The sequence below is a fragment of the Streptomyces callyspongiae genome, assembly GCF_047200695.1.
GTDB lineage: Bacteria > Actinomycetota > Actinomycetes > Streptomycetales > Streptomycetaceae > Streptomyces.
This window is the reverse complement of sequence record NZ_JBJZOM010000011.1, coordinates 120,845-147,572: the sequence shown is the minus strand read 5'-3', so window position 1 is coordinate 147,572 and position 26,728 is coordinate 120,845. Positions and strand designations below refer to the sequence as shown.

Here is a 26,728-nt window from a genome sequence, read left to right as displayed (position 1 = left end):
AAGGGGCATGGCCGATACTGTGCCCCATGGCATACGACGATCTCCGCTCGCTGCTGCGGGCGCTCGAACGCGAAGGCGACCTCAAGCGCATCACGGCGGAGGTCGACCCGTACCTCGAGGTCGGCGAGATCGTCGACCGGGTGCAGAAGTCCGGCGGTCCGGCGCTGCTCTTCGAGAACGTCAAGGGCTCCTCGATGCCGCTGGCCATGAACGTCTACGGCACCGACCGGCGGCTGCTCAAGGCCCTCGGGCTGAAGAACTACGGCGAGATCAGCGAGAAGATCGGCGGCCTGCTGAAGCCGGAACTGCCGCAGGGATTCGTCGGCATGCGCGAGGCCTTCGGGAAACTGGGGTCGATGACCCACGTGCCGCCGAAGAAGGTGCGCAGCGGCCCGGTGCGGGAACGGGTGATGCGCGGCGACGAGGTGGACCTCGACACGCTGCCGGCACTCTTCACCTGGCCGGAGGACGGCGGGTCGTTCTTCAACCTGGGGCTGACGCACACCAAGGACCCGGAGACGGGCGTGCGCAACCTCGGCCTGTACCGCCTGCAGCGGCACGACAGGCGGACCATCGGCATGCACTGGCAGATCCACAAGGACAGCCGGAACCACTACCAGGTCGCCGCGCGCCGCGGCGAGCGGCTTCCCGTCGCGATCGCCTTCGGCTGCCCGCCCGCCGTGACGTATGCCTCCAGCGCGCCGCTGCCCGGCGACATCGACGAGTACTTGTTCGCCGGGTTCGTGCAGGGCAAGCGCGTCGAGATGGTCGACTGCGAGACCGTGCCGCTCCAGGTGCCCGCGGATGCGGAAGTCGTGCTGGAGGGTTGGCTGGAACCCGGCGAGATGCGGCCCGAGGGTCCGTTCGGCGACCACACCGGCTTCTACACGCCGCAGGAGGACTTCCCGGCCCTGACGATCGACTGCGTCACCATGCGGAAGAAGCCGACGTTCCAGTCGATCGTCGTCGGCCGCCCGCCGACCGAGGACGGGCCGCTGGGCCGGGCGACGGAACGCTTCTTCCTGCCGTTGCTGAAGGTCGTCGTGCCCGACATCGTCGACTACCACCTGCCGGAGGCCGGCGGCTTCCACAACTGCGCGATCGTCTCCATCGACAAGCGCTACCCCAAGCACGCCCAGAAGGTGATGTCCGCCATCTGGGGAGCGCACATGATGTCGCTGACCAAGCTCATCGTGGTGGTGGACGCCGACTGCGACGTGCACGACCTGCACGAGGTCGCCTGGCGGGCGCTGGGCAACACCGACTACGCCCGCGACCTCTCGGTCGTCGACGGCCCGGTCGACCATCTCGACCACGCCTCCTACCAGCAGTTCTGGGGAGGCAAGGCCGGCATCGACGCGACCGCCAAGTGGCCGGAGGAGGGCTACACCCGGGACGGCGGCTGGCCGCACATGGTGGTCTCCGACCCGGACACCGCCGCGAAGGTCGACCGCCGCTGGAAGGAGTACGGGCTGTGAGCGCGGCCGAGGGCACGGCGGGCGTGCCGGCGCAGCGGAACCCCGTCCGCGCGTTCCTGCGGCTGGTGATGATCGAGCACTCCGTCTTCGCGCTGCCGTTCGCCTACACCGCCGCGCTGACCGCGATGTTCCTGGACGACGGCCGCGTCCACTGGGGGGAGCTGCTGCTGGTCACCGTGGCGATGGTGGGGCTGCGGACCTTCGCGATGGCCGCCAACCGCATCATCGACCGGGAGATCGACGCGCGGAACCCGCGGACCGCGGGACGCGAACTGGTCACCGGCGCGGTCTCGCTGCGCACCGCGCGGGTCGGCGCGGCCGTCTCCCTGGTGGTGTTCCTCGGAGCGGCCGCCCTGCTCAACCCGCTGTGCCTGGCGCTGGCCCCCGTCGCCGTGGTGCCGATGGTGGTCTACCCGTACGGCAAGCGCTTCACGGACTTCCCGCACGCCATCCTGGGGCTGGCACAGGCCATGGGGCCCGTCGGGGCGTGGATCGCGGTGACCGGGACGTGGTCCTGGGACGCGGTGCTGCTGGGGCTGGCCGTCGGCATCTGGATCGGCGGGTTCGACCTGATCTTCGGCTGCCAGGACGTCGCCGCGGACCGGGCCGAGGGCGTCCGGTCGGTGCCCGCCCGCTTCGGTGTCGCCGGGGCGCTGTACGGGGCGCGGGCCTGCCACGCCGTCACCGTGGTGCTGCTGGCCTGGTACGCCCTCGCCACGGGCGCCGGAGCCTTCTGGTGGGCCGGTCTGGCGCTCGTGCTCGCCGCCTTCGTGTACGAGCACTCGCTGGTACGGCCCCACGACCTGAGCAGGCTGAACCGGGCGTTCTTCACCGTGAACGGGTTCATCGGCATCGCGCTGTTCGGCTGTGCGCTGGCCGACCTGGCGGTACGGGGCCTCGCGCCGTAGTGGGAGGCGCGGTCCGTTCCCGCCGCGCCGCCCCGGGCCCGCCCCCGCCCCGGCGTCAGTGCCAGGCCGGTTTCGGCTCGCCGGGATGCCGTGCGCGCGAGGTCATGAACGCCGCCATCACGCCGCCGATCAGCCCGAAGAGGTGGCCCTGCCAGGACACCCCGGGCGTGGTCGGCAGCACGCCCCACAGGATCGAGCCGTACAGCACCACGACGACGCCGCCCAGTGCGACGTCCCCGATCCTGCGGTCGACGAACCCCCGCACCACCAGGTAGCCGAACAGGCCGAAGACCAGGCCGGAGGCGCCCGCGGTGTTGCTCGGCGCGGGAGCGGTGAGCCACACCCCGAGCCCGCTCACCACGATGGTGATCAGGGCGACGGCGAGGAAGGTGCGGACGCCGCGCAGCGCGGCCATGAAGCCCAGGACCAGCAGCGGAACCGTGTTCGCCATCAGATGGTCGAAGCCGAAGTGCATGAACGCGGCGGGCACCACGTCGACCAGTTCGTCGGTCCGGCGCGGTGCGATGCCGAAGGTGTCCAGGGCGTGGCCCGTCGCGTAGTCGACCGCCTCGAGGAGCCACAGTAGCCCCACCCACAGCAGGACGATCTTCAAGGCCGACGTCGTCCGGTGGGTCGTCTCGCTCGTCATCGCGTACCTCCCCCGGGAGAGACCGTTGCCCGTTCGGTCCAACGCTAACCGTCCCGCGGCGGTTCCCCGGGGCCCGACGGGATCAGGGCCGGTGCACGCGGGCGTAGAGCGCCGCCGCCAGCAGGTCCTGCGGCGCCAGCGCCACCGAGTGGCGCGGCGGGTTCGGGGAGAACACGTCACCGGTCGCGAATCGGAGCCGCAGCGGAACCCGGGCCGCGGTGCCGGTCAGCCGGCCCAGGTCCACGCGGAGCTCGGCCAGCGTGCCGCGCCGCACGGTCAGCACCCCCGGCACCCGGTGTCGCGGAACCCGCTCCGGGACGATCCCCGCGTCGACCCGTTCCAGCAGCGGCGCCAGCGCGTCCGCCGTCCGCCGCGCCGGGAGGTCGACGCGCAGCCGCTGCTCCCCGGGCTCGTCCGCGCCGTGCCGGTCGCCGGCCCGCCGGTAGGTGGTGTGCTCGACCAGTACGTCCCGCAGCGCTCCCAGCGCCGCCCGCAGGTCGCTCCCGTCCGTGAGGGCCGCGGCGCCGCGCAGCCGGCGCTGCGACACCGAAACACCGGTGAACTCCTCCAGCGCCCAGCCGTACTCCGCGAAGTCGTCGCCGTCCACCGCGACCCAGCGGCCCCGGAGGAACCTGGCTGCGGCGGCGAGCGAATCGGGGAGCTGCCCGGCGAGCGCGGTGACGTCGTCCACCCGGGCCCGCTGCGCGGCGGTCAGCACGCCCGCGTCGGCGAGTGCCGCGAGCCGGAGGCGCAGGTAGACCCGCCCGTCGGCCGACTTGGTGGCGAGGACGTCCCGGCCGCCGAGGCTCACCGCGTACGCGACGCGGGTTCCGGGCCCGTACTCCGCGAGGCCGTTCAGCGGGCCGTCCGCCTGCAGCGCGAGGGCGAACTCCGCGCGGCGCAGTGCGCGCACCCGTTCCGGCCCCGGATCCGACCCCAGCTCGCGCAGCATGTCCCGCAGGTGGCTCCGCGGCGCGGCCAGATCGGCGAGCAGGGTGGCCGACTCGTCGGCGGTCACTCGCCCGACGGCCCGTTCCACGGTGGACGGGGGACCGTGGTCCGGCTCGTCGACCGGACTGCACGACGCAGCAGTGACCAGCAGCAGGCCCGCCGCGCCCACGGCGGCGGCACGGTGGCGGAGCGAACGGGAGAAGCGCACCCGACGAGCCAACCGCATGGGCGTCTCTCCGCGCCACCCGGGGGCGTCCGAGCGTCGTGCGGCGCGCGGCGTAGGCTCGGAGCGTGACTTCCAGTCAGCGCCGACCGTGGGTCGTCGGGGTCTCCGGAGCCTCGGGCACCCCCTACGCCGCCGCTGTCCTGCGCGCACTGCTGCACGCGGGCGAGGCGGTGGACCTGGTCGTCAGCCGCGCCGCGCGGCTGACCGTCCTGGACGAGACCGGCCACCCCTTCCGCGACGCCCATGCCGACGACGACCTGCGGCGTTGGCTGGCGCGTGGTGCCGACGGCACGCCGGAACTCCACCGGGTGGAGGGAGGCGACGTGCGGCACTGGTCCGCGGGCGACCTCGCCGCGGGCCCGTCCTCCGGGTCGTACCCCACGAAGGGCATGCTCGTGGTGCCGGCCAGCACGGCCTGCGTCGCCGGAGTCGCGCTGGGCCTGTCGAAGGATCTGCTGCAGCGCAGCGCCGCGGTGACCCTCAAGGAGCGGCGTCCGCTGGTGGTGACCGTGCGGGAGGCCCCGCTCACCGGGCAGACGCTGCGCCATCTGGTGACGCTGGACGACGCCGGGGCGGTGGTGCTGCCGGCCTCCCCGGCCTTCTACGCGGGGGCTCGCGACGCGCAGGACCTGGTCGATTTCGTCGCCGGGCGGGTGCTGGACGCCGCGGGCGTGCCGCACCGGTTGTACCGCCGTTGGCGGGGCGAACTGGCCGAGGGGCGTGCCGGGAGCGGGCCGACCGCAGGAGATGACGCGGTCATGCCTTAGATTCGTATCCGACGGAACCGGGAATCCGCGAATCGCAGGAAGACGGAAGGCGTAGGTCGCATGGACGCGGTGGACAGGCAGCTCATCCAGGCGCTGCGGGAGAACGGCAGGGCCTCCTATGCCGAGCTCGGGCGACTCGTGGGCCTCTCCGGGCCCAGCGTCACCGACCGGATCAACCGGCTCGAGGCGGCGGGAGTCATCACCGGGTACCGGGCGACCGTCCATGCCCCCTCCCTGGGGCTCGGCGTCACGGCACTGGTGGGGATCCAGCTGTCGGACGCCGTGGACCACGAGGAGGTCGCCGGCCGGCTGCGGGACCTCGCCGAGATCGAGGACTGCTGGTTCATCGCCGGCGACGACTCCTACATGCTGAAGGTCCGCGCGACGAACGTGGACGGCCTGGAGCGGACCATCCGCCGTCTGTCCGGCACCAAGGGGGTCTCGCGCACCCGTACCACGATCGTGCTGTCCACGAAGTGGGAGAACCGGGTCGGGGAGCTGCCCGAGGAGACCTGGGGCTAGTCTCGACCGGGGCGCCCCGTGCGGCGGCGCCCGGACACCGAGGGCTTTAAGGAGGCGCTGCAGCATGGACGCTGGGCTCAAGCGCGAGCTGGAGGACAAGGTCCGCGCGGGTGAGCGGCTCACCCGGGAGGACGGTATCGCCCTCTACGAGTGCGACGACCTCGCGTGGCTGGGCGGTCTGGCACACGAGGTGCGGACGGAGAAGAACGGCGACGTCGTCCACTTCAACGTCAACCGGCACCTCAACATGACGAACGTGTGCACGGCGTCCTGCTCGTACTGCTCCTTCCAGCGCAAGCCGGGAGAGAAGGACGCCTACACGATGCGCATCGAGGAGGCCGTCAAGCTCGCCAAGGCGATGGAGGGGGACGGACTCACCGAACTGCACATCGTCAATGGACTGCACCCCACGCTGCCGTGGCGCTACTACCCCCGCTCGCTGAGCGCCCTGAAGGAGGCGCTGCCCGAGTCCGTCTCCCTGAAGGCGTTCACGGCCACCGAGATCCACCACTTCGAGACGATCTCCGGCATGTCCGCCTCCGAGATCCTGGACGAACTGATCGAGGCGGGCCTGGAGTCGCTGACCGGCGGCGGCGCCGAGATCTTCGACTGGGAGGTCCGGCAGCACATCGTCGACCACGCCACCCACTGGGAGGACTGGTCGCGCATCCACCGCCTCGCCCACGAGAAGGGCCTCAAGACGCCCAGCACCATGCTCTACGGGCACATCGAGGAGCCCCGGCACCGCGTGGACCACGTGCTGCGGCTGCGCGAACTCCAGGACGAGACCGGCGGCTTCCAGGTCTTCATCCCGCTGCGCTACCAGCACGACTTCGTCGACATGCAGGACGGCAAGGTCCGCAACAAGCTCCAGGCGCGCACCACCATGGCCTCCGGCGCCGAGGCGCTGAAGACCTTCGCGGTCTCGCGCCTGCTGTTCGACAACGTGCCGCACGTCAAGGTGTTCTGGGTGATGCACGGCGTGCAGACCGCGCAGCTCGCCCTCCAGCACGGCGCGGACGACATGGACGGCTCGGTCGTCGAGTACAAGATCACTCACGATGCCGACGACTTCGGCACCCCGGACAAGCTCACCCGCGAGGACCTGCTCGACCTGATCCGCGACGCCGGCTTCCGGCCCGTCGAGCGGAACACCCGGTACGAGATCCTCCGCGAGTACGACGGCCCCGACCCCGACCGCCGCGAGTCTCCGCAGCCGATGAAGGTCTGAGCGCCGGTGCAGGTTCCCGCACCCCTGCCGGCCTTCGAGGCCGACCCTTCCGTGGACCGTGCCCTCCGCGACGACCTGCTGCGCCTGTGGGTCGACGTGGCGGACGCGGGCGGATCCGTCGGCTTCGTCCCGCCGGTCGGTGAGGACGACGTGCGGCCCGAGCTGCTGCGGTACCTGCGCGACATGGCCGACGGCAGGGCCCGGCTGGTCGTCGGGCGGGACGGCGACGGCAGAGCAGCCGCCTCGGCCTTCCTGGTGCGGGACGCCCACCGCCTGATGCGACACTGGGCGTGGCTGTACATCGTGATGGTGCACCCCTCCCTGCAGGGGAAGGGCCTGGGCCGAGCGCTGATGTCGGCCGTCGCGGAGACCGCCCGCGCCTGGGACGGCATCGAGGCGCTGCGCCTCACCCACCGGAGCGGGCGCGGCCTGGAGCACTTCTACGGTGCCTGCGGCTACCGGGAGGTCGGGCGCGTGCCCGGCGCCTTCCGCGTCGCGGAGGAGCAGTACTGCGACGAGGTCACCCAGTGGCTGACCCTCACCCCACCCGTCAGGAAAGAGACCACACCGTGAGCAGCACCACACACGCCACGCTCCGCTACACCGCCCTGCGGATCGGCATCTTCCTCGGCTGTCTCGTGCTCGTCGCCGGCCTCGCGTACGTCGGTGCGCTGCCCGCGGGCATCGGCAGTTCGCACCCGCTGTGGGTGCTGCTGCTGGCGCTGGTGCTCTCCGCGCCGCTGAGCTTCGTGCTGCTCCGCAAGCAGCGAGCGGCGATGTCGGCCCAGATCGTCGGCGGTGTGGACCGGGCCAAGGAGAAGCTGGCCGCCAACCGCAGCATGGAGGACTGAGGACGCGCCTTACGTAAGCCTCGTCACAGCCGCTGCCACGCCCCGTCGGGAATCCCCTGTTCCCGGCGGGGCGTTGTGCGTCGCGTACCGACGATCCAGAAGGCAGCCTTTCAGGGGCCATAACTCCCGGTGTTAGCGTGAGGGACATGACGACAGCAGCTCCGTTCGCAGATGCGACCAGCACGAGGCTGGTCGCGCGGCTGCATGTCGACCTCTGCCGCTGCCTGACGGCGGTCTGTCGCAGGGCCTGATCGGCAGCCGGACCTCCTCCGGCACACCCGGGCGCCGTTCGAGGCGCCCGGCTCCGCGCCGCTGTGCGCGCTCTCCACCACGACCCCCCCTCTTCCCGACCGGAGTGTGTCCGTGTCCTCCGAGACGACTTCCCCTGCCGCCGCGGTGCGGCGGTCCCGCCTGCCCCGTGCGTTCCGCGTGCCCTTCTGGGCCCAGATACTCGCCGGCCTCGTGCTCGGCGTCGTGCTGGGCTGGGTGGCCCGCACCGGCGACGTGTCCTGGCTCGGCACCGGCCTCGCCAGAACTGGCGAGATCTTCGTGCAGTTGCTGAAGCTGGCCGTCGCGCCGCTGGTGTTCTTCGCGATCGTGATCTCGATCACCAACCTGCGCAAGGTGTCCGACGCGGCGCGGCTCGCCGTGCGGACCCTGCTCTGGTTCATGGCCACCTCACTCATCGCCGTCGGCATCGGCCTCGCGATCGCCCTGCTGACCGACCCGGGCGCCGGCACCGGCCTGGACGCCGGTGACGGGGCCGCGCCCGAGCAGTCCGGCTCCTGGCTGGACTTCCTCACCGGCATCGTTCCCACCGACGTGGTCACGCCGTTCACCGAACTGAACGTCCTCCAGATCGTCTTCCTCGCTGCCGTCGTGGGCATCGCGGCACTGAAGCTCGGGCCCAAGGCCGAACCGCTCCTGGAACTCGGGGAGTCCGTGCTCACCCTGCTGCAGAAGGCGCTGTGGTGGGTCATCCGGCTCGCCCCGATCGGCTCCCTCGGCCTCATCGGCACCGCCATCAGGGACTACGGCTGGGACCTCATCGGCCGATACGCCACCTTCACCGCCGACATCTACGTCGGCTGCGCGCTGGTCCTCTTCGGGGTGTACCCGCTGCTGCTGGCCACCGCGGCCAAGGTCGACCCGGTGCAGTTCTTCCGCGGCGCCTGGCCCGCGATCCAGCTCGCGTTCGTCTCCCGCTCCTCGGTGGGCACCATGCCGCTGACCCAGCGCGTCGTCGAACGCCTCGGCGTGCCCCGGGAGTACACCTCCTTCGCGGTGCCGTTCGGCGCCACCACGAAGATGGACGGCTGCGCCTCCGTCTACCCGGCGATCGCCGCCGTGTTCGTCGCGCAGATCTTCGGCGTCGACCTCGGGGTCGGTGACTACCTGCTGATCGCCTTCGTGTCGGTCGTCGGCTCGGCCGCGACGGCAGGACTGACCGGTGCGACCGTCATGCTGACCCTGACCCTCTCCACGCTCGGCCTGCCGCTGGCCGGAGTCGGTCTGCTGCTGGCGATCGATCCGATCCTGGACATGATGCGCACCGCGACCAACGTCGCCGGTCAGGCGCTGATCCCGGTGATCGTCTCGGCCCGGGAGGGCATCCTGGACCGCGACGCCTTCGGCCGCGCGAGGAGCTTCAGCCCCGACGAGGCCGCCCCCGACGAGGCGCCGCACGAGCCTGTGGCCGACCGGCAGGAGCCCGTCCCCGCGTGACGCCGTCCCTGCGATGACCGGCACCGTTGCTCCTCCGGACCTCTCGGGTACGGAGGAGCAACGGCGTAGGGTGGGGATCCGGTGACGCTCCCGGGGGTGGGCAGGGGCGAAGTGAAGGGCGAAATGGTGGGGACGAAGAACGGCAAGCGAGTACCCAGGGCCGTCCGCGAACAGCAGATGCTCGACGCGGCGGTGGCGGAGTTCGCCCGATGCGGCTACCGGTCGGCCTCGATGGACGACATCGCCGAGGCCGCGGGAGTGTCCAAGCCGCTGGTCTACCAGTATCTGCACTCCAAGGAGGACCTCTTCACCGCGTGCATCGAGCGGGAGTCGGCCGCCCTGAAGGACGCGGTGTCGCTCGGCACGCGCGAGACGGCGGCCTCCTCCGACCAGCAGCTGTGGAGCGGACTCTGCGCCTTCTTCGCGCACACCGCCACCTACCCCGACAGCTGGACCCTGCTGTACCGGCAGGCCCGCGGCGAGGGCGAGCCGTTCAACGGCCTGGTCCACGGCATGCGGGCCGAGATCGTGGACATGGTGACCGTGCTGATCGGCCGCGCCGCCCAGGACGCCGGCTGCGACGAGGATCTCGTCGACCGCGAGGTCTCCGGCCTGGCGCACGCGCTGACCGGCGCGGCCGAATCGTTGGCGGACTGGGCCAACTCCCGTGCGGTGGACCGTCCGACAGCGAAGGAGACCGCCGCCACCCTCATGAACTTCTGCTGGACGGGCCTGGAGAGCCTGATGAAGGGCACCCACTGGTCGCCGTCCCGCTGAGGTGCAGCCGGGAACCGGTCCCGCCCTCCCGCAGCTCGAAGCGGCCGTCCCGCTCGTGCAGCACCACCGCCCCCGGCAGCGGCACGGGCGCCAGGAAGCGTGCCCGGGCCGTGACGGCCTCCGCGTCCCCGACCGTGTGCGCGAGGCAGCGTGCGAACGTCCACATGCCGTGGGCGATCGGCCTGGGAAAGCCGAACAGCCGCGCGGTGAGGGCGTGGAGGTGGATCGGATTGCGATCACCCGAGACGGCTCCGTAGCGGCGCCCCAGGTCTCCCGGCAGGGACCACCGCTCCTGCCGGGGCAGGGGATCGGCGAGCTCCGCTGAAGGCTCACGGCCCGACGCCGCCGGTGGCGGCCCCGCGTCCGCCCGACGGTGGCGGCACAGGTACGTGCTGTTGGAGGACCACACCTCCTCGTCCGCGAGCGAGGCGCGGGTCACCAGCCGGAACGTGCTGCCCCGCCGGTGCGGCGCGAACCCCTCGGCGTGCACGCGGACCGTCGGCCGGTCCGCCGGGTGCAGCGGACGGTGCTGCACCACGTCCACCTTCGTGTGCACCAGCCCGAGGAGCGGGAAGGGGAAGGCGCGCGACGCCATCAGGCGCAGGGCGAGGGGGAATCCGAGCAGGTGCGGGTAGGACGCCGGCAGCCGGTCGCCCGCCGGGAATCCGCACAGCCGGGCATATGCCGCGACGTGCCCCGGATCCGTGGAGACCGCCTCGCGCACCATTTCGGTGCCGGGCAGTGCCGCTCCGTCGTACGGCGGCCGCTTCGCGACGCCGCCCAGCACGCCCTTGACGAGGGTTGCGGTCGAGGTCATCTCAGGCCCCCAGCAGGCTCTGGCCGCACACGCGGACGACCTGGCCGTTGACCGCGCCGGAGTCGGGTCGGGCGAACCAGGCGGTGGTCTCGGCGACGTCGACGGGAAGCCCGCCCTGCGAGAGGGAGTTCATCCGGCGACCCGCCTCGCGGATCGTGAACGGCACCGCCGCGGTCATCGCCGTCTCGATGAAACCCGGCGCGACCGCGTTGACGGTGACACCGTGCCGCTCCGCGGCACGCGGCGCGAGCGAGCGCACCAGGCCGATGATTCCGGCCTTGCTCGCGGCGTAGTTGGTCTGCCCGGTGTTCCCCGCGATGCCCGCGATGGAGGCGGTCGCCACCACGCGCCCGCCCGGGCCGAGGGCTCCCTCGCGCAGCAGGTGGTCGGTGGTGCGCAGCACGCTGTCCAGGTTGACGTCCAGCACGCCGTCCCACCGGTCGGCCGCCATGTTGGCGAGCCTGCGGTCCCGCGTGATCCCGGCGTTGTGGACCAGGACGTCCAGGCTGCCGGAGGGCAGCGCGGACGTGATGCGTGCGCCCGCGTCGTGCGCCGTGACGTCCAGCGGCAGTGCCGTGCCCCGTAGCCGTTCGGCGACGGCCGTCAGCTCGTCCGCGGCCTGCGGGACGTCGAGGCAGAGCACGTGGGCGCCGTCCCGCGCCAGGGTCGCGGCCACCGCCTCACCGATGCCGCGCGCGGCGCCGGTGACCAGCGCGGTGCGGCCCGCCAACGGCTGTCGCGGGTCGGGAACCGGGCCCGGGGTCTGCCCGGTGGCGCCGATCCCGATCACCTGGCCGCTGACGTAGGCCGAGCGCGGCGAGAGCAGGAAGGCCAGGGTGGAGGCGGCGTCCGCGGGAGTGGCGTCCGGCGCGAACCGGACGAGGTGCGCGGTGCGGCCGCCGCCCAGTTCCTTGCCGAGCGACCGTACGAACCCTTCCAGGGCCTGCTGGGCGGCTGCCTGGTGGTGGTCGTGCGGGTCGGGCGAGGAGCCCAGCACCACGACCCGGCCACAGGAGGCGATGCGCCGCGCGACCGGATGGAGGGCGCGATGCACCTCCCGCAGTTCCGGAATCGCGCGGATACCCGTAGCGTCCAGGACGACGGCGGAGAACCGGTCGCCCCGCCCGGAGCCGGTTGGTGGCCCGGTGTCCGCCTCCCGGCGGACGTCGAGCCCGCTTCTGCCGAGGGCCGCTGCCAGCTCCGCCGCGTCGCACGTCGTTCTGCCGGCGGTCAGGTGCAGCAGCGGGCCGCCCTCCAGCAGGGGCCGCTCCGCCGACCAGCGGTGCAGCGGTTCCGGCCGGGGCAGGCCGAGACGTCGGGAGAGGAAGCGGCCGGTGCGGGAGCGGGTCCATCGCAGGTACCGGTCCGTCATGCCGTTCTCCTCCTGGTGGGTCTCGCGATACATTACTTCCGGGTAAGGTTACTCATTCGTCAGGAGTTTGGTCGAGCATGAGCCCCAGCGGCCTCCTTCGTTCCTCCGCACCGCGCCGCGTCGCGATCGTCGGCGGCAGCCGTATCCCCTTCGCACGGTCCGACGGCCCGTACGCCACCTGCAGCAACCAGGACATGCTCACCGCAGCGCTCGACGGCCTCGTCGAACGGTACGCGCTGCAGGGGCAACAGGTCGGCGAATTCGTGGCCGGAGCGGTGCTCAAGCACAGCCGCGACTTCAACCTGGCCCGCGAGACCGTGCTCGGCTCCCGCCTCGACCCGCGCACCCCCGCCTACGACCTCCAACAGGCCTGCGGCACCGGCCTTCAGGCCGTGATCGCCGTCGCCAACAAGATCGCCCTCGGGCAGATCGACGCGGGCATCGCAGGAGGCGCCGACACCGCCAGCGACGCCCCGCTCGGCGTCAACGACCGCCTGCGCCGCATCCTGCTGGCCGCCCGCCGCGCCCCGTCCCTGCCGGAGCGGGTGAAGCAACTGGCGCGCATCCGGCCCGGCCACCTCGTGCCGGAGATACCCCGGAACGCGGAACCCCGCACCGGGCTGTCCATGGGCGACCACGCCGCCCGCACGGCCCGGGAATGGGGCATCTCCCGCGAGGCGCAGGACGCCCTCGCCGTCCGAAGCCACCACAACCTGGCCAAGGCCTACGACGACGGCTTCCTGCACGACCTGGTGGTGCCGTACCGGGGCCTGGCCCGCGACCAGAACCTGCGCCCCGGCACCTCGGCACACAAACTCGCCGGTCTCACCCCGGTGTTCGGCCTCGGCGAGTCCACCGGCGGACCGGAGGGCGCCACGATGACGCCGGGCAACTCCACCCCGCTCACCGACGGCGCGGCCACCGTGCTGCTGGCCTCCGAGGAGTGGGCCGAGGCGCGCGGCCTGAAGCCCCTCGCCTACCTGACGGCCTACGAGACCGGCGCGGTCGACTTCACGGAGGCCGGGGACGAAGGGCTGCTGATGGCGCCCGCCCACGCGGTGCCGCGCATGCTGCGCCGCGCGGGGCTGGGCATCGAGGACTTCGCACTCTTCGAGGTGCATGAAGCGTTCGCCTCCCAGGTGCTGGCCACACTGGCGGCGTGGGAGAAGCAGGGGCTCCGGCCCGTCGACCACGACCGCCTCAACGTGGCCGGGTCCTCACTGGCCACCGGGCACCCCTTCGCCGCCACCGGGGCACGCATCGTCGCCACGCTCGCCAAACTGCTGGCCGAACGGGAGGGCGCCGAACCGGGTGCGCGCGGACTCGTCTCCGTCTGCGCCGCCGGCGGCCAAGGCGTCACCGTCGTCCTCGAACGCGCCTGAGGGCCAGGGCGACGACCTCATGCCGCCCGCCTGCGTCGACATCGACGGGATACGGGTGACAGGACGGCTTCCGTCACCGCGACGGCCGGACACCCCTTCTGGGTTCCGGAGCGGCCGACATGGGCCGGTGAGGTCAGGGAAGGCATCGTCGTGCTCCGACCGTTGATGCGGGAGAAGCGCGGAGGAGTTGTGCAGGCGTATCGATGCCTGCTGCTATTCGCAACAGCTGACGAGCAGAATGCTGGTGGAGTTGCCACAATCGATCTCGATCCGGCGAGACTGGAATCATTGGAGAGAATCGATCGAGATCGTGATGTCCGCAGGACTCTCGTGCGGATGTTCTCTCTCGCGGCAGGTGGAATTTCGATGCTCTCGAAGGAGTAGTCGTTCCGCCCGGTAAGGGATTAGGCAGCGGGATCACTTCCGTCAAGCGGCCGGACCGGCGAAATGGGATCGCGATGGTTGGTTTGGTTGAGTAGTTGGTGAGCCGATTCAGTGACTCCACCGGGGCGATGGCACACCGCGTTCGCCTAGGCGAATCATGGAGGTCATAGCGTGCCCGTTATCGACCGCGATACGGTCACCTGACGGCAGTAGTTGACGGCAACGGCGGCGAACGTCAGGGGTGTTTGCCGCCGTTGCCGTGCAAGTGTCAGGGACGTTCGAGTGCGGCGCCGAGGGCGTCGATGGCGTCTCGCTTCAGTCGGGGGCGGACGTGGGCGTAGACGGCGGCGGTGACGCGGATGTGGGCGTGACCGAGAAGTTCCTTGACCGAGGCGAGGGTGCGTTGGGTGAGGCCGCTGATGCGGGCGATCTCGCGGCGGAGGTTGAGGACGAAGCGGGACCACAGGGCGGGCGCGTGAGCGTTCCACAGCACCGCCCCTCGGTAGTCGTAACGCTTCGGGTCCAGGGGTGAGCAGTTTCTCTGCGGTTTCAAGGCGGGCCCGCTGACGCGGACCCGCGCGCGGCCGGTGCGCGGGCCCGGCCGCTATGGCGCCCCCCCCGCTGACCCGAACCCGGCCCCTTGGCCGCGCAAGATCAGCACTCCGGAACGGCCTGGAAGCCGCCAGAACACGCGACGTGTCAGCGCCCCGGCAGATCGGACCAGCCACAGGCGAGCCTTTGCCGGGTGCAGGTGGAGGTCAACTGCTTCGCCGGGTCAACGCGGCCATCGGCGGGGGTGACGGCGGGGGAAGCTGCTGACCGGTGGGGGCGGTGCGTGCCAGACTGGCGGCATGGCCACTGATGCACTGCACTTGACTGCCGCGATCACCCACGAGGGCGAGTGGTATGTGGCGCGCTGTCTCCAGGTCGAGGTTGCCTCCCAGGGTGAGACCATCGAGGAGTCCTTGGAGAACCTCCGCGAAGCGCTGGAGCTCTACTTCGAGGACGCTCCCGCCCCCGAGGTGACCGATGTGATCACCGCCCCTGTGGAAGTGCGGCGCGCCGCGTGAGCCCCGCCGTCCCTACGGGTCTCTCGGGAGCCGCAGTAGCGAAGGCCCTGGAGCGGGGCGGATTCGAGTACGTCTCCACCCGTGGCAGCCACGCCAAGTACCGCAGCGGAGAGCGGACCGCCATCGTCCCTCTCCACCGCAGTCTCGCACCCGGGACCCTCCGCTCCATCCTCCGCCAGGCCAACTGGACTGTCGATGACCTTCAGGCGCACCTGAAGTAGCCGGCCACCGGTTCTGACGGCAACGCTGACGGCAACCGGACCCGTCAACGGCATACGCCTGCGGACTTCCCTGGACACACGGGTCGGCGCTGACCTGCAAAAACGCAGATCATAAGCCCCTGTCCAGCACACGTACTATGTGCTGGCGGGCGAGACTCCGGTTCTGGTTCACAACAGCAATGGCGATCTGACCCCTGAGCAGCTGAAGTCCATCGGCTCGTATCGGCAGTTGATCGATGAGCACGAGGCGAAACTCCGGGATTATCTAGCGAACCCGGACGCCTACGACAACAAGGGGTACCTCAAGAATGCGCCGCATGAAGAGGTTCGGCAGCGAATAGTCGAGGGGCGCGCCAAGCACCTCAGGAAGGAAATACAAACCTTCCACGAGAACATCGCGAAAATCACCGGGAGTGTTTGCTGATGGTCGAGATTCCAGTAGGCAAACTCAAAGATGTCTTCGACTTGCTCATGGAGCGGATCCAGGCCGGTGAGCAGGTGTTGGAAATCGATACGGAGGCATTCTGGTCCGTGCCTCGAGATCAGGCTTATGACGTCTACAGTGAGCCGCGAGATCTCACGATCGGTATGCTTTCTGAGTCGTGGGGTCACCTGGAAGATATGCTCTCCGATCCCGACCGTGTTGTGGGACACGGTTTCGTCTGGCTCTCCGAGGTCCTTCGTGCCATCGGTGACGAAGCGGCCTCCTGAGATAATGACGGTCTTCCAGTATGGGAAGGTGAATTGGTTTTCGGAGCCCACCTTCGTCCTCGGTATTTCCCGGCAGCTTGAAGTCATCGACTCGGCCGGCGAGCACGAGTCTTACGTTCAGGTGCAATTCGAACTCAGGTATCCTTTGGGTGATGACCTCGATTCTGTAGGCGGCCATTCGGAGTGGTGGTTCCCTGGTGGTGGAGTTTCGTTCGGCAGCTGGCTGGATTCCGTGGATCGAGCTGAAATTTCGAATCGCCTTGCAGTGAAAACTCCTCGCGAATTTGCGATCCAGCAGGAGATGGTTTAGCTGACTCGTTGAGCATCTCGAAAGCAGGAGGCCCCACCGGTTTGATTCCGGTGGGGCCTCCTGGCGTATGTGACGGCAACGTCAGCGGACGACGGCTGCGGCGGGCGGATCGTCCGGGTCGTCGGTGGGGCCAAGGGCGTGGCGAAATCAGCGAGGGCTTGGCGTTGGAGGCGGAGTCGGACGTGCGTACACGGGGGCAATGGCGGGGCACCGATGTGTGCATGGCCGGGTACGGGTGATGGGCAGATCCGGCCTCTCGGGCAGTCTGCAGGGCGCCAGTTGGTAGCTTTGCTGCCCTTGCCGCTTGCCGATGCCTCGGGGGGAACCGTGAACCAGCCGCCTCAGCCGCCGAACCAGCCGCCGTCCCAACCGCCTCAGCCGCCTCCGCCTCCCGCGCAGCCCCCGCAGCCCGCGGGCCAGGGCGCAGCCCCGCCCGGGTACGGCTATCCGCAGCAGGGCCCCGGGATGCCGCCGCCGGTGATGGGCGTGGGCGCCCCGCAGCCGGTGCCGCCGCAGGGGCCGGGTGGGCCGGGCGTGGCGGGCCCTCCGATGTATCCGGGCGCCTGGCAGGGCGCGCCCGGTCCCGTGCCGTATCCGGGGGCCGGTGCGCCCGTCCGTCCGGGGAGCGGCAGCCCGGTAGGTGCGTTCTTCCTCGGGCTGCTCGCCTCGTTCGCGGTCGCCCTGGTCTTCAGCGTCCTCAACGCGCTGCTGGTCCTCGACCAGTCGCGGACCGCGGTGAACACCGTGTACATCGTGCACGGCCTGCTGAACGGGGCGGTCGTCGGCTGGCTCGTCGCCCTCGTGGGACGCCGCAGCACGGGCGCCCATGCGGGCGGGGCCGTGGTGGCGACGCTGGGTGCGTTCTTCGGGTTCACGAACTCCATCGCCGTTCTCAACATCGTGAACGGCGGACTGTGGGGCTTCTTCGACCTGCTGAGCTACGACCCGTTGTGGCCGGCCACGGCATGGTGGGGTCTGGACGGCCTCGGCCACGCTCTGGCGCTGGTCGGCCTCGCTGCCGCGGCCGGTTCGGCATGGGGTACCGCCCACCTGGTCAGCCGCAAGCGGCCCTGATGCGGCGGGCGCGGTGCCGACCGGGCCGACTGTTCAGGTGAGTTCGTCGGCGAGGAGGTCTATCAGCAGGCCGTCGGTCCAGGCGCCGGGCCGCGGGTCGCGCCCGTAGGCGCGCAGGATGCCCACCGGGCGGAAGCCGACCTTCTCGTACGCGCGGATCGCCGCGGTGTGCGCCGCCGCCGGGTCGATGGTCAGGCGGTGGTGGCCGCGTTCGGTCATCAGCCGGCAGGCCAGGGTGCGGACGGTGTCCGGCCCCAGGCCCCGGCCGTGGTGCCGTGCGTCGAGGAAGAGGTCGATGCCGGCGTGGCGGTACTCGGGGTCGTCCTCCTCCGCGTACTGGACGGCGCCGACGACCTCGTGGCCGTGCACCACGGCGAGCATGCCGGAGTAGTCGTCCGGCGGGGAGCACCGGGCGGCGACCTCCGGTTCGCGGACGCTCCGCTCGAGGATCTCCCGGTCGCCGTCCTGCACCGGCCGCGGCAGGACCGCCTCTCCGCGCAGTTCCATGCCGCCATTGTCCCCGGACGGAGTACGAACCGTCACCCGATGAACTTGTCATGTTCACAATTACTGCGAACTTCCGGGGAAGGCTCTCCCTGTCGAGGAAGTCAACGGGAGGATCCCCCGCATGTCCGTCCGCCACCGCAGAGCGCGCACGGCTCTGCCGCTGCTCGCCGCCGGCGCCCTGCTCGCCGCCCTGACCGGACAGGGTGCCGCCACCGCTGCGCCCGCACCGGCCCCCGCCGGGGCCGCCGCATACGACGAGAGCTACTACGACGGGGCCGTCGGCAAGAGCGGTCAGGAGCTCAAGAGCGCCCTGCACGACATCATCAGCGTCCAGCAGAAGCTGAGCTACTCCCAGGTGTGGGACGCGCTGATGGTGACCGACCGGGCGCCCTCCGACCCGTCGAGCGTAGTGCTGCTCTACAGCGGCCAGACCCGCAGCGCCTCCCAGCACGGCGGCAACCAGGACGACTGGAACCGCGAGCACGTGTGGGCCAAGTCCCACGGCGACTTCGGCACCAGCACCGGCCCGGGCACCGACATCCACCACCTGCGGCCCACCGACGTCACGGTGAACGGCGCCCGGGGCAACAAGGACTTCGACAACGGCGGCTCGCCGGTCTCCGAGGCCCCCGACAGCTACACCGACAGCGACTCCTTCGAGCCGCGCGACGCGGTCAAGGGCGACGTGGCCCGCATGATCTTCTACATGGCCGTCCGCTACGAGGGCGACGACGGCTTCGCCGACCTGGAGCTCAACGACCAGGTCGACAACGGCTCCGCGCCGTACATGGGCCGGGTGTCCGTGCTGAAGCAGTGGAGCCAGCAGGACCCGCCGGACTCCTTCGAGGAGAACCGCAACCAGGTCATATACGACCAGTTCCAGGGCAACCGGAACCCGTTTGTCGACCACCCGGAGTGGGTCGAGTCCATCTGGTGACCCCGGTCGCGGCACCTCTTCCCGCCGGTGCCGTGACGGGTACGGCCGCCGCTCCTGCGGTGAGCGGCGGCCGTACGGCTCCCGCCGGGTCCGCCTCAGAAGGGGCGGTCGCCGGCGATCGCCACCCGTTCCGCGACGCGGCGGTGCGGGAAGTAGTCGTCGACCGCGTAGTGCTGCGTGGCGCGGTTGTCCCAGAACGCGATGTCGCCCTCCTGCCAGTGGAAGCGCACCTGGTACTCCGGGACGTGCGCCTGCCGGACCAGGTACGCCAGCAGCCGGTCGCTCTCCTCCCGCGGCATCCCCGTCAGGTGCGTGGTGAAGGAGGTGTTGACGAACAGCATCTTCCGGCCGGTCTCCGGATGGGTGCGGACCACGGGATGTTCCACCGGCGGGAAGGCGTCCTGCAGCGGCGCCAGCCGCTCCGGCCCGTAGAACCGGCGGAAGCCCGGCAGGAAGTCGTGGACCGCCGTCGCACCGTCGATGCGGGATTTCACCTCCTCCGGCAGGTTGTCCCAGGCGGCCGCCATGTCGGCCCACATGGTGTCGCCGCCCGTCGGGGGCACCTCACGCAGTTGGAGGACCGCCCCGAGCGCCGGGCGCTCCCGGAAGGTGACGTCGGCGTGCCAGACGTTCTCGAAGGTGGGCACCGCGCTCTTGTCGAAGCGGGCCACCTCGCTCGACGTGCCCCGGGCGAGCAGCGGGTTGGTCTCCAGCTCGCCCCAGTGACGGGCGAAGTCCGCCTGCTCCTGCGAGGTGAGGTGCGCGCCGCGGAAGAACAGCACCTTCCACTCCAGCAGAGCCCGGTTCAGTTCCTCGCGCAGCTCCGGTGGGAGCGGGCCGCGCAGGTCGATGTCGCGGATCTCGGCGCCGATCAGCCGGCCCTGCGGCACCAGAGTGAACAGTTCGTACGGCCGGTCCTCCCAGCCGTCGGGGACGCGGCGCAGCGTGCGGCGCCCCTCGTACATGCCGCCCTCCGGTATGCGGGCCTCGCGGAGTGCGGGGGATACGGCGCCGGGGGGCGTACCGGCGGACGTGTCGGTGAGGGTCACGGTTCTCCTCCTGGGAACGGTGCGAGCGGACAAGGCGCGTCGGGTGAGCGAGCAACGCCCTCGCACCGCGCGGGGCGCGGCATCCGGAAGACCGGGCAGGAGAAGCCGTGGGGGCCACGGCGGCGCTCGTCGTCGGCGGCCGGAGGCCGGCCGGGCGCGATGCGGGGCGGCGGGGAACGGCCGCCCGGCTATCGGCCGGAGCGCTCGCACCCGTCGCGCTCGGGGATGCGCAGAACCCCGGTGGCGTCCGACGTGTGCGTGGTCATGAGGGGCATGGTAGCCCCGCACCGCACCCAAGGACAGGAGCCCCCCGCCCGAACGGGCGAGGGGCTCCTTGGGTACTGCGAAACAGGGCGATCAGCCCGCGGTGACGTTCTCCGCCTGCGGACCCTTCGGGCCCTGGGTGACGTCGAAGGTCACGGTCTGGTTCTCCTCGAGGGAGCGGAAGCCCGTGGCGTTGATCGCGGAGTAGTGGACGAAGACATCGGGACCGCCGCCGTCCTGGGCGATGAAGCCGAAGCCCTTTTCAGCGTTGAACCACTTGACGGTTCCGGTAGCCATAAGCCCTCCTTGGGCCTATAAGGGTCGCCCTGTTCCAGAACCTCGAGAAGCCTGAAAACGACGAGAGCCCGCGGTCACATGCTCCGCAGGCTCTGTACTGCAAGGGAAACCTAACTGCAACTTGATCCAGAGCCTAGCACGCTGCCCTGGTCCGTGGAAGGGAAGCCCGGCGCGTTCACCCGGTCGGGACTCCCCTGTGACAGAACGGCTGCCGCGCCCGCCCCGCCCGGTCCGCGCTCTGCCCGTGCCCTGCCCGCGCCCCGCGGCGTCCGGCGAGGGGCGCGGCGCGAGGCGGAGCGGCGGCGGGCGTACCCTCGCCAGAGTGACTGCAGAGCCGACATCGCGCCCCCGCGTGGGCCACATCCAGTTCCTGAACTGCCTGCCGCTCTATTGGGGTCTCGCCCGCACCGGCACGCTGCTGGATCTGGAACTGACCAAGGACACCCCCGAAAAGCTGAGCGAAGCGCTCGTGAACGGGGATCTCGATATCGGTCCCGTCACGCTCGTGGAATTCCTCCGCAATGCCGAGGATCTCGTCGCGCTTCCCGATATCGCGGTGGGCTGCGACGGCGCTGTCATGTCCTGCGAAATCGTGGCGCGCCGTCCGCTGGAAGAACTCGACGGTGCACCCGTCGCGCTGGGCTCCACCTCCCGGACATCGGTCCGGCTGGCGCAACTGCTGCTCGCCGAGCGGTACGGCGTGCGTCCGGAATACTTCTCCTGCCCTCCGGACCTGCCGTCGATGATGGAACGGGCCGAGGCGGCGGTGGTCATCGGCGACGTCGGGCTCCGCGCCTACCTGCGGGCGCTGCCCGAACCCGGCCTCGTCGTGCACGACCTCGGACAGCAGTGGAAGGACTGGACGGGACTGCCGTTCGTCTTCGCGGTCTGGGCGGTGCGCCGCGACTACCTCGCGCGCGAGCCCGGCATCGTGCACGCCGTCCACGACGCGTTCCTCGCCTCCCGCGACCTGTCCCTGGAGGAGGTCGCCAAGGTCGCCGAACAGGCAGCCCGCTGGGAGCCGTTCGAGGCGTCCGTGCTGGAGCGGTACTTCACCACGCTCGACTTCCGGCTGGGAGCGGAGCAGCTCGCGGGCATTGCCGAGTTCGCCCGCCGGACCGGGGACTCCAGCGGTTTCCCCGCGGACGTGAAGGTCGACCTGCTGGAGCGGTGAGCAGCGGCGCCCCCGGCTCCGGGCCGTCGCCCTGCGACGCTGCGCGAGGCCGGGCGCCGGTGCTGGCGTACGCTGGAGCGTCCGTACCCGCCAGACGTGAAGGGATGCCCCGGTGCCCGAGAACGCCGACCTCCAGTCCGTACTCGAGCGCGCCGCCGAGGGCGGACGCGTCACCCCCGAGGAGGCGCTCGACCTCTACCGGTACGCCCCGCTGCACGCGCTCGGCCGGGCCGCCGACGCGGTGCGCCGCCGCCGCTGGGCGGGCATCGAGCACATCGCCACGTACATCATCGAGCGGAACATCAACTACACCAACTCCTGCGTGACCGCGTGCAAGTTCTGCGCCTTCTACGCGTCGCCCAAGAGCGACCAGGTCTGGACCCGCGACCTCGACGACATCCTGCGGCGCTGCGCGGAGACGGTCGAGCTGGGCGGCACCCAGATCATGTTCCAGGGCGGCCACCACCCCGACTACGGCGTGGAGTACTACGAGGAGCACTTCGCCGCCATCAAGAAGGCCTTCCCCCAGCTGGTCATCCACTCCCTCGGCGCCTCCGAGGTCGAGCACATGGCCCGCATCTCCGGCGTGACGCCGGAGGAGGCGATCAGCCGCATCCACGCGGCCGGCCTCGACTCCTTCGCCGGCGCGGGCGCCGAACTGCTGCCGGAACGCCCCCGGAAGGCCATCGCGCCGCTGAAGGAGTCGGGCGAGCGCTGGCTGGAGATCATGGAGACCGCGCACCGGATGGGCGTCGAGTCGACCTCCACGATGCTCATGGGCACCGGTGAGACGAACGCCGAGCGCATCGAGCACCTGCGCATGATCCGCGACGTGCAGGACCGCACGGGCGGCTTCCGCGCCTTCATCCCGTACACCTACCAGCCGGAGAACAACACGCTGAAGGGGCAGACGCAGGCCACGCTCTTCGAGTACCTGCGCATGATCGCCGTGGCGCGGATCTTCCTCGACAACGTCGCCCACATCCAGGGTTCCTGGCTCACCACGGGCAAGGAGGTCGGTCAGCTGTCCCTGCACTACGGCGCGGACGACCTCGGCTCCGTCATGCTCGAGGAGAACGTCGTCTCCTCGGCCGGCGCCAAGCACCGCTCCAACCGCATGGAGCTCATCGACCTCATCCGCAAGGCCGGCCGGGTGCCGGCGCAGCGCGCCACCACCTACGAGCACCTGGTGGTGCACGACGACCCGGCGAACGACCCGGTGGACGACAAGGCCGTCTCCCACCTGTCCTCGACCGCGCTCGACGGCGGCAGTGCCCGCCCCGAACTCACCCTCGTCGAAGCGGACTGAGCGGCCGCCCCGTGCTGACCGTCCACGCCGCCGCCCTCGTCGTGCCCGGCGCGGCGGTGGCCCCGCTCGCCGACGGTGCGGTCGCGGTGGACGGCGGGACGGTCACCGCCGTCGGCCCCGCGGACGAACTGGCCCGTGCGCATCCGCGGGCCCGGACGCGGCACTGGCCCGGTCTGCTCACTCCCGGACTCGCGCACCGCGGTGCGTCGCCGCTGCTGGAGCACGCCTACCACCCGGATCCGCGCGAGGCCGACACGCTCGGGACGGCACCGCTGACCGGAACCACGCTCGGCACGCTGCCCCTCGACGACATGCGCTGGGGCAGCAGTGCCCGCCGCGGCCTCCAGCTGCTGCTGCGCCACGGGGTGACGGCCGTCGCGGGCCCGTTCCGGCGCCCCGCGGTGCGTACGGCCGTCGCCCGCGCCGGGGTCGTCCGGGTCGCGGACGGGGACCCGGAGGCACCGGTCCCGTCCCTCGATCCGCTCGCGGCGTGCTCCCCGGCCGCCGCGTTCGCCGGGACGCTCGCGCCGGGTGCGCGGGCCGATCTCGCCGCCTTCGCCGTACCGGATCCCGCCGCCCTGGAGGAGACCGGAGCGGCCTGCTGCGTCGCGACGGTGGTCGCCGGGCGGCTGGCCTACCGCGGCCGATGGGACGCGCCCGGCCGGTAGCGGGAGGGGCCGGCGCGCGGTTCCCGGGCGCCTCGGGCGCGCCCGAGGCGCCCCCTGCCGCACCGCCGTCGCGGGGGCGGGTGAAGAATGAGTCCCGTGACTCGCGCATCCCTGGAGAAGCAGCCGCACGAGGTCGCCGCGATGTTCGACGACGTGGCGGCCCGCTACGACCTGACCAACGACGTGTTGTCCCTGGGGCAGACCAGGCTGTGGCGCCGGGCCGTCGCCCGGGCGGTGGCCGCCCGGCCCGGCGAGCGGGTGCTCGACCTCGCGGCCGGCACCGGCACCTCCTCGCTGCCCTTCGCGCAGGCCGGCGCGTACACCGTGCCGTGCGACTTCTCGACCGGGATGCTGGCCGAGGGCAGGCGACGGCAGCCGTGGATGCCGTTCACCGCCGGAGACGCCACCCGACTGCCTTTCCGCGACGGCTCGTTCGACGCCGTGACCATCTCGTTCGGGCTGCGCAACGTGCACGACACGGACGCCGCGCTGCGGGAGATGCGGCGGGTGACCCGGCCCGGCGGGCGCGTCGTCATCTGCGAGTTCAGTCACCCGACGTGGGCCCCGTTCCGCACCGTGTACACCGAGTACCTGATGCGGGCCCTGCCCTCGGTGGCGGAGGCCGTGTCCAGCAACCCGGACGCCTACGTCTACCTCGCCGAGTCGATCCGGGCCTGGCCGGACCAGCCGGCGCTGGCGGCACGGCTGCAGCAGGCCGGTTGGCGGAGCGTCGCCTGGCGCAACCTCACCGGCGGCGTGGTCGCACTGCACCGGGGCTTCCGGGCCCGGGAGTCCTGACCGCGCACCGGCCCGCGCGTACCGCCGGGCCCCCGGCACGACCTGCCTCCTAGACTGGTGGCGATCCGCGCCCGGCACGCACGGCCGGCACGCGCCACACCGAGTCTTGCGGGAGACCGTCGTGACCGAGCCTCTGACGAAGGCAACGCAGGCCCCCTCCGAGCACCGCGCCGATGTCATCGTGGTCGGTGCCGGCCCGGCCGGTTCGGCGACCGCCTACCACCTCGCCCGGAGCGGACTCGACGTCCTCCTGCTGGAGAAGACCGCGTTCCCCCGCGAGAAGGTGTGCGGCGACGGCCTGACGCCGCGTGCCACCAAGCAGCTCGTCGCGATGGGGATCGACATCTCCGAGGAGGCGGGCTGGCTGCGCAACAAGGGCCTGCGCATCATCGGCGGCGGGCAGCGCCTCCAGCTCGACTGGCCGGAACTCGCGAGCTACCCGGACTACGGACTGGTCCGCAGGCGGGACGACTTCGACGAACAGCTCGCCCGCCAGGCCGAGAAGGCCGGTGCCCGACTGTACGAGCGGTGCAACGTCGGCGAGCCGATCCTCGACGAGCACACCGGCCGGATCACCGGGGTGCACGCCAAGCTGGGGGAGGAGCGGACGCCCACCACGTTCCACGCGCCGCTGGTGGTCGCCGCGGACGGCAACTCCACGCGCCTGTCGCTGAAGATGGGCCTGCACCGGCGGGACGACCGCCCCATGGGCGTCGCGGTGCGCACCTACTTCACCTCGCCGCGCCACGACGACGACTACCTGGAGTCCTGGCTGGAACTGTGGGACCGGCGCGGAGCCCAGGACCGGCTGCTGCCCGGGTACGGCTGGATCTTCGGCATGGGCGACGGCACCTCGAATGTCGGCCTCGGCGTGCTCAACACCTCCGCCGCCTTCAAGGAACTGGACTGGCGCGAGGTGCTCAAGGCCTGGTGCGCCTCGATGCCGGAGGAGTGGGGCTACACCCCGGAGAACATGACCGGCCCGATCCGGGGAGCGGCACTGCCGATGGCGTTCAACCGGCAGCCGCACTACACCCGCGGACTGCTGCTCGTCGGCGACGCGGGCGGCCTGGTGAACCCGTTCAACGGCGAGGGCATCGCCTACGCGATGGAGTCCGGCGCCATCGCCGCCGAGGTGATCGTCCAGGCACACGCCCGGACCACCGCGCGGCAGCGTGAGCTCGCCCTGCGCGGCTACCCGCAGGTGCTCAAGGACACCTACGGCGGCTACTACACGCTGGGCCGCGCCTTCGTGAAGCTGATCGGCAACCCGAAGGTCATGAAGGTCGCCACCGAGCGGGGGCTGAGCCACCCGCTGCTGATGCGCTTCACGCTGAAGATGCTCGCCAACCTCACCGAACCGACCGGCGGCGACGCGATGGACCGCATCATCAACGGCCTCTCGAAGGTGGCCCCCAAGGCATGAGGAAGGGCCGCCGTCCCGCGCAGCCGGGACGGCGGCCCTCGTCGGAGGCCGGGCGGGCCGGCCCGCCCGGTGCTCACATCACGCGCGTCGCGCCCTCCGGCGGCCAGTCCGACATGTTCTGCACGACGACGCCCTTCTCCGGGTTCGCCGCGTCGATGTACTGGCCGCCGCCGACGTAGACGGCGACGTGGTAGGCGCTGCCCGCACCGCCCCAGTGGAGGATGTCTCCGGGCTGCACGGCGCTCACGGGCACCTGGGTGCCGGCGGCGGACTGGTCCTGCGAGACGCGCGGCAGGCTGACACCGACCTGCCGGAATGCCGTCTGCACGAGACCGGAGCAGTCGTAGCTGCTGGGGCCGGTCGCCCCCGAGACGTAGGCCTTGCCGACCTGTGCGCGCAGGAACGAGACGAGCGTGGCCGCGGAGCCGGAGGACACGTTCACGTTCAGCTCGGCCCGGTCGGAGGAGCGTGCCGCCCGCTCCTGGGCGGCTTCCTCGGCACGGCGTTCGGCGGCGGCCCGGCGGCGTGCCCGCGCCTCCGCCTTCTTCTTCTCGTCGGCGGCGTGTTCGGCGGCCTTCGCCGCGGCGGCCTCCCTGGCGGCGTCCAGCTGGAACCGTGCGGCCGAGGTCTGCAGCGACGCCTCGGCCTGCTCGTTGGCCACCGCCAGGTCCTCGGTGATGACGGGGAGGCTGCCGGTGGTGGCGGTGTCGTCCGCCGCGGGGTCGCCCGCGGCCGACGCGGACCCTCCGGTCATGGCGAGGGTGCCGAGGATGCCACTCGCCACACCGGTGCGCAGTACCAGGTTTCGGGCACGCGTCCGGCGTTTGCGGTGGCTGGGTATGTGGGCGTTCGAGGACATACCCACAGTGGAGC

31 protein-coding genes are annotated in these 26,728 nt (G+C 71.3%); 22 read left to right on the top strand and 9 right to left on the bottom strand.

Features of this window, described 5'->3' with window-relative positions; all coding sequences use genetic code 11:
- The first annotated feature begins 26 nt into the window (after nt 1-26).
- Both ACL06G_RS13245 and mqnP read left to right on the top strand, forming a co-directional pair.
- A complete protein-coding gene (locus tag ACL06G_RS13245; RefSeq protein ID WP_412786576.1) occupies nt 27-1,478 on the top strand; it encodes a menaquinone biosynthesis decarboxylase in 1,452 nt (483 codons plus the stop codon).
- A complete protein-coding gene (mqnP, locus tag ACL06G_RS13240; protein ID WP_412786575.1) occupies nt 1,475-2,386 on the top strand; it encodes a menaquinone biosynthesis prenyltransferase MqnP in 912 nt (303 codons plus the stop codon). The genes ACL06G_RS13245 and mqnP overlap by 4 nt, the downstream gene beginning before the upstream one ends.
- Before the next feature lie 55 nt (nt 2,387-2,441).
- Here the strand turns inward: mqnP and ACL06G_RS13235 are convergent, their stop codons facing one another.
- Nucleotides 2,442-3,035, bottom strand: a complete 594-nt coding sequence (locus ACL06G_RS13235; protein WP_412786574.1) for a rhomboid family intramembrane serine protease — start codon at nt 3,033-3,035, stop codon at nt 2,442-2,444.
- Nucleotides 3,036-3,117: 82 nt separating this feature from the next.
- Nucleotides 3,118-4,212: a hypothetical protein gene (locus ACL06G_RS13230; RefSeq protein ID WP_412786573.1), complete on the bottom strand. Its 1,095-nt coding sequence runs from the start codon at nt 4,210-4,212 to the stop codon at nt 3,118-3,120.
- 65 nt (nt 4,213-4,277) lie between these two features.
- Between ACL06G_RS13230 and ACL06G_RS13225 the strand changes: the two genes are divergently transcribed.
- The 7 genes from ACL06G_RS13225 (at nt 4,278) to ACL06G_RS13195 (ending at nt 10,085) form a co-directional block, all read left to right on the top strand.
- Entirely contained in the window at nt 4,278-4,979 is a 702-nt protein-coding gene (locus ACL06G_RS13225) for a UbiX family flavin prenyltransferase (RefSeq protein WP_412786572.1), read from the top strand.
- Between the two features lie 60 nt (nt 4,980-5,039).
- Nucleotides 5,040-5,501: an Lrp/AsnC family transcriptional regulator gene (locus ACL06G_RS13220; protein WP_412786571.1), complete on the top strand. Its 462-nt coding sequence runs from the start codon at nt 5,040-5,042 to the stop codon at nt 5,499-5,501.
- A 64-nt stretch (nt 5,502-5,565) separates the two neighbouring features.
- Nucleotides 5,566-6,732 carry an aminofutalosine synthase MqnE gene (mqnE, locus tag ACL06G_RS13215; RefSeq protein WP_412786570.1) on the top strand — a complete coding sequence of 389 codons (1,167 nt, stop codon included), beginning with the start codon at nt 5,566-5,568 and terminating at the stop codon, nt 6,730-6,732.
- Between the two features lie 6 nt (nt 6,733-6,738).
- Complete coding sequence (locus ACL06G_RS13210; protein WP_412786569.1) at nt 6,739-7,305, top strand: GNAT family N-acetyltransferase; 567 nt, start codon at nt 6,739-6,741, stop codon at nt 7,303-7,305.
- Complete coding sequence (locus ACL06G_RS13205; RefSeq protein WP_412786568.1) at nt 7,302-7,583, top strand: DUF4229 domain-containing protein; 282 nt, start codon at nt 7,302-7,304, stop codon at nt 7,581-7,583. Before ACL06G_RS13210 ends, ACL06G_RS13205 begins: the two co-directional genes overlap by 4 nt.
- Before the next feature lie 357 nt (nt 7,584-7,940).
- Entirely contained in the window at nt 7,941-9,308 is a 1,368-nt protein-coding gene (locus tag ACL06G_RS13200; protein ID WP_412835918.1) for a dicarboxylate/amino acid:cation symporter, read from the top strand.
- A 123-nt stretch (nt 9,309-9,431) separates the two neighbouring features.
- Entirely contained in the window at nt 9,432-10,085 is a 654-nt protein-coding gene (locus ACL06G_RS13195) for a TetR/AcrR family transcriptional regulator (protein ID WP_412835934.1), read from the top strand.
- On the opposite strand, the gene ACL06G_RS13190 is transcribed toward ACL06G_RS13195, so the two are convergent.
- Nucleotides 10,018-10,902 (bottom strand): MaoC/PaaZ C-terminal domain-containing protein, encoded by an 885-nt coding sequence (locus ACL06G_RS13190; protein WP_412786565.1) that lies wholly within the window; start codon nt 10,900-10,902, stop codon nt 10,018-10,020. The genes ACL06G_RS13195 and ACL06G_RS13190 overlap by 68 nt on opposite strands.
- Nucleotide 10,903: 1 nt before the next feature.
- Nucleotides 10,904-12,274, bottom strand: coding sequence for a 3-oxoacyl-ACP reductase (locus ACL06G_RS13185; protein ID WP_412835933.1), 1,371 nt, complete (start codon nt 12,272-12,274; stop codon nt 10,904-10,906).
- A gap of 77 nt (nt 12,275-12,351) precedes the next feature.
- Here ACL06G_RS13185 and ACL06G_RS13180 point away from each other — a divergent pair, with 77 nt between their 5' ends.
- The gene (locus tag ACL06G_RS13180; protein ID WP_412835917.1) at nt 12,352-13,656 is read left to right on the top strand and encodes an acetyl-CoA C-acetyltransferase; all 1,305 of its coding nucleotides are present in this window, start codon (nt 12,352-12,354) and stop codon (nt 13,654-13,656) included.
- A gap of 652 nt (nt 13,657-14,308) precedes the next feature.
- On the opposite strand, the gene ACL06G_RS13175 is transcribed toward ACL06G_RS13180, so the two are convergent.
- Complete coding sequence (locus tag ACL06G_RS13175) at nt 14,309-14,533, bottom strand: hypothetical protein (RefSeq protein ID WP_412835916.1); 225 nt, start codon at nt 14,531-14,533, stop codon at nt 14,309-14,311.
- Nucleotides 14,534-14,891: 358 nt separating this feature from the next.
- On the opposite strand from ACL06G_RS13175, the gene ACL06G_RS13170 reads away from it, so the two are divergent.
- From ACL06G_RS13170 to ACL06G_RS13145, 6 genes are all read left to right on the top strand, one after another.
- On the top strand, nt 14,892-15,110 hold the full coding sequence (locus tag ACL06G_RS13170; RefSeq protein ID WP_023531771.1) for a type II toxin-antitoxin system HicB family antitoxin: 219 nt from the start codon (nt 14,892-14,894) through the stop codon (nt 15,108-15,110).
- Nucleotides 15,107-15,331, top strand: a complete 225-nt coding sequence (locus tag ACL06G_RS13165) for a type II toxin-antitoxin system HicA family toxin (RefSeq protein ID WP_023531770.1) — start codon at nt 15,107-15,109, stop codon at nt 15,329-15,331. The genes ACL06G_RS13170 and ACL06G_RS13165 overlap by 4 nt, the downstream gene beginning before the upstream one ends.
- A gap of 139 nt (nt 15,332-15,470) precedes the next feature.
- Nucleotides 15,471-15,755, top strand: coding sequence for a hypothetical protein (locus ACL06G_RS13160; RefSeq protein WP_412835915.1), 285 nt, complete (start codon nt 15,471-15,473; stop codon nt 15,753-15,755).
- Nucleotides 15,755-16,042, top strand: coding sequence for a hypothetical protein (locus tag ACL06G_RS13155; RefSeq protein WP_412786561.1), 288 nt, complete (start codon nt 15,755-15,757; stop codon nt 16,040-16,042). The genes ACL06G_RS13160 and ACL06G_RS13155 overlap by 1 nt, the downstream gene beginning before the upstream one ends.
- 4 nt (nt 16,043-16,046) lie before the next feature.
- Nucleotides 16,047-16,352: a hypothetical protein gene (locus tag ACL06G_RS13150; RefSeq protein ID WP_412786560.1), complete on the top strand. Its 306-nt coding sequence runs from the start codon at nt 16,047-16,049 to the stop codon at nt 16,350-16,352.
- Nucleotides 16,353-16,679: 327 nt separating this feature from the next.
- Nucleotides 16,680-17,426, top strand: a complete 747-nt coding sequence (locus ACL06G_RS13145; RefSeq protein WP_412835914.1) for a hypothetical protein — start codon at nt 16,680-16,682, stop codon at nt 17,424-17,426.
- Between the two features lie 33 nt (nt 17,427-17,459).
- Here ACL06G_RS13145 and aac(6') read toward each other — a convergent pair whose 3' ends face one another.
- On the bottom strand, nt 17,460-17,933 hold the full coding sequence (gene aac(6') / locus ACL06G_RS13140) for an aminoglycoside 6'-N-acetyltransferase (RefSeq protein WP_412835913.1): 474 nt from the start codon (nt 17,931-17,933) through the stop codon (nt 17,460-17,462).
- A 121-nt stretch (nt 17,934-18,054) separates the two neighbouring features.
- On the opposite strand from aac(6'), the gene ACL06G_RS13135 reads away from it, so the two are divergent.
- Nucleotides 18,055-18,870: an endonuclease I family protein gene (locus tag ACL06G_RS13135; RefSeq protein WP_412786557.1), complete on the top strand. Its 816-nt coding sequence runs from the start codon at nt 18,055-18,057 to the stop codon at nt 18,868-18,870.
- A 95-nt stretch (nt 18,871-18,965) separates the two neighbouring features.
- On the opposite strand, the gene ACL06G_RS13130 is transcribed toward ACL06G_RS13135, so the two are convergent.
- Nucleotides 18,966-19,835 (bottom strand): TauD/TfdA dioxygenase family protein, encoded by an 870-nt coding sequence (locus ACL06G_RS13130; RefSeq protein WP_412835932.1) that lies wholly within the window; start codon nt 19,833-19,835, stop codon nt 18,966-18,968.
- Between the two features lie 441 nt (nt 19,836-20,276).
- Nucleotides 20,277-20,480, bottom strand: a complete 204-nt coding sequence (locus ACL06G_RS13125) for a cold-shock protein (protein WP_412786556.1) — start codon at nt 20,478-20,480, stop codon at nt 20,277-20,279.
- Between the two features lie 322 nt (nt 20,481-20,802).
- On the opposite strand from ACL06G_RS13125, the gene ACL06G_RS13120 reads away from it, so the two are divergent.
- From ACL06G_RS13120 to ACL06G_RS13100, 5 genes are all read left to right on the top strand, one after another.
- Nucleotides 20,803-21,654: a menaquinone biosynthetic enzyme MqnA/MqnD family protein gene (locus ACL06G_RS13120; protein WP_412786555.1), complete on the top strand. Its 852-nt coding sequence runs from the start codon at nt 20,803-20,805 to the stop codon at nt 21,652-21,654.
- Nucleotides 21,655-21,766: 112 nt separating this feature from the next.
- A complete protein-coding gene (mqnC, locus tag ACL06G_RS13115; RefSeq protein ID WP_412786554.1) occupies nt 21,767-22,963 on the top strand; it encodes a cyclic dehypoxanthinyl futalosine synthase in 1,197 nt (398 codons plus the stop codon).
- An 11-nt stretch (nt 22,964-22,974) separates the two neighbouring features.
- Complete coding sequence (locus ACL06G_RS13110) at nt 22,975-23,631, top strand: imidazolonepropionase-like domain-containing protein (protein WP_412835912.1); 657 nt, start codon at nt 22,975-22,977, stop codon at nt 23,629-23,631.
- 96 nt (nt 23,632-23,727) lie between these two features.
- Nucleotides 23,728-24,429: a demethylmenaquinone methyltransferase gene (locus tag ACL06G_RS13105; RefSeq protein WP_412786552.1), complete on the top strand. Its 702-nt coding sequence runs from the start codon at nt 23,728-23,730 to the stop codon at nt 24,427-24,429.
- A gap of 121 nt (nt 24,430-24,550) precedes the next feature.
- A complete protein-coding gene (locus ACL06G_RS13100) occupies nt 24,551-25,855 on the top strand; it encodes a geranylgeranyl reductase family protein (RefSeq protein ID WP_412786551.1) in 1,305 nt (434 codons plus the stop codon).
- 73 nt (nt 25,856-25,928) lie between these two features.
- Here ACL06G_RS13100 and ACL06G_RS13095 read toward each other — a convergent pair whose 3' ends face one another.
- Entirely contained in the window at nt 25,929-26,714 is a 786-nt protein-coding gene (locus ACL06G_RS13095) for a C40 family peptidase (RefSeq protein WP_412786550.1), read from the bottom strand.
- Nucleotides 26,715-26,728 lie beyond the last annotated feature (14 nt).

Bases quoted from the DNA above. Each gene is read 5' to 3' on its own strand.
- ACL06G_RS13245 (WP_412786576.1), top strand. From the start codon at position 27: ATGGCATACGACGATCTCCGCTCGCTGCTGCGGGCGCTCGAACGCGAA.
- ACL06G_RS13235 (WP_412786574.1), bottom strand. From the start codon at position 3,035: ATGACGAGCGAGACGACCCACCGGACGACGTCGGCCTTGAAGATCGTC.
- ACL06G_RS13230 (WP_412786573.1), bottom strand. From the start codon at position 4,212: ATGCGGTTGGCTCGTCGGGTGCGCTTCTCCCGTTCGCTCCGCCACCGT.
- ACL06G_RS13220 (WP_412786571.1), top strand. From the start codon at position 5,040: ATGGACGCGGTGGACAGGCAGCTCATCCAGGCGCTGCGGGAGAACGGC.
- mqnE (WP_412786570.1), top strand. From the start codon at position 5,566: ATGGACGCTGGGCTCAAGCGCGAGCTGGAGGACAAGGTCCGCGCGGGT.
- ACL06G_RS13195 (WP_412835934.1), top strand. From the start codon at position 9,432: ATGGTGGGGACGAAGAACGGCAAGCGAGTACCCAGGGCCGTCCGCGAA.
- ACL06G_RS13190 (WP_412786565.1), bottom strand. From the start codon at position 10,902: ATGACCTCGACCGCAACCCTCGTCAAGGGCGTGCTGGGCGGCGTCGCG.
- ACL06G_RS13185 (WP_412835933.1), bottom strand. From the start codon at position 12,274: ATGACGGACCGGTACCTGCGATGGACCCGCTCCCGCACCGGCCGCTTC.
- ACL06G_RS13180 (WP_412835917.1), top strand. From the start codon at position 12,352: ATGAGCCCCAGCGGCCTCCTTCGTTCCTCCGCACCGCGCCGCGTCGCG.
- ACL06G_RS13170 (WP_023531771.1), top strand. From the start codon at position 14,892: ATGGCCACTGATGCACTGCACTTGACTGCCGCGATCACCCACGAGGGC.
- ACL06G_RS13155 (WP_412786561.1), top strand. From the start codon at position 15,755: ATGGTCGAGATTCCAGTAGGCAAACTCAAAGATGTCTTCGACTTGCTC.
- ACL06G_RS13150 (WP_412786560.1), top strand. From the start codon at position 16,047: ATGACGGTCTTCCAGTATGGGAAGGTGAATTGGTTTTCGGAGCCCACC.
- ACL06G_RS13135 (WP_412786557.1), top strand. From the start codon at position 18,055: ATGTCCGTCCGCCACCGCAGAGCGCGCACGGCTCTGCCGCTGCTCGCC.
- ACL06G_RS13130 (WP_412835932.1), bottom strand. From the start codon at position 19,835: ATGTACGAGGGGCGCCGCACGCTGCGCCGCGTCCCCGACGGCTGGGAG.
- ACL06G_RS13125 (WP_412786556.1), bottom strand. From the start codon at position 20,480: ATGGCTACCGGAACCGTCAAGTGGTTCAACGCTGAAAAGGGCTTCGGC.
- ACL06G_RS13095 (WP_412786550.1), bottom strand. From the start codon at position 26,714: ATGTCCTCGAACGCCCACATACCCAGCCACCGCAAACGCCGGACGCGT.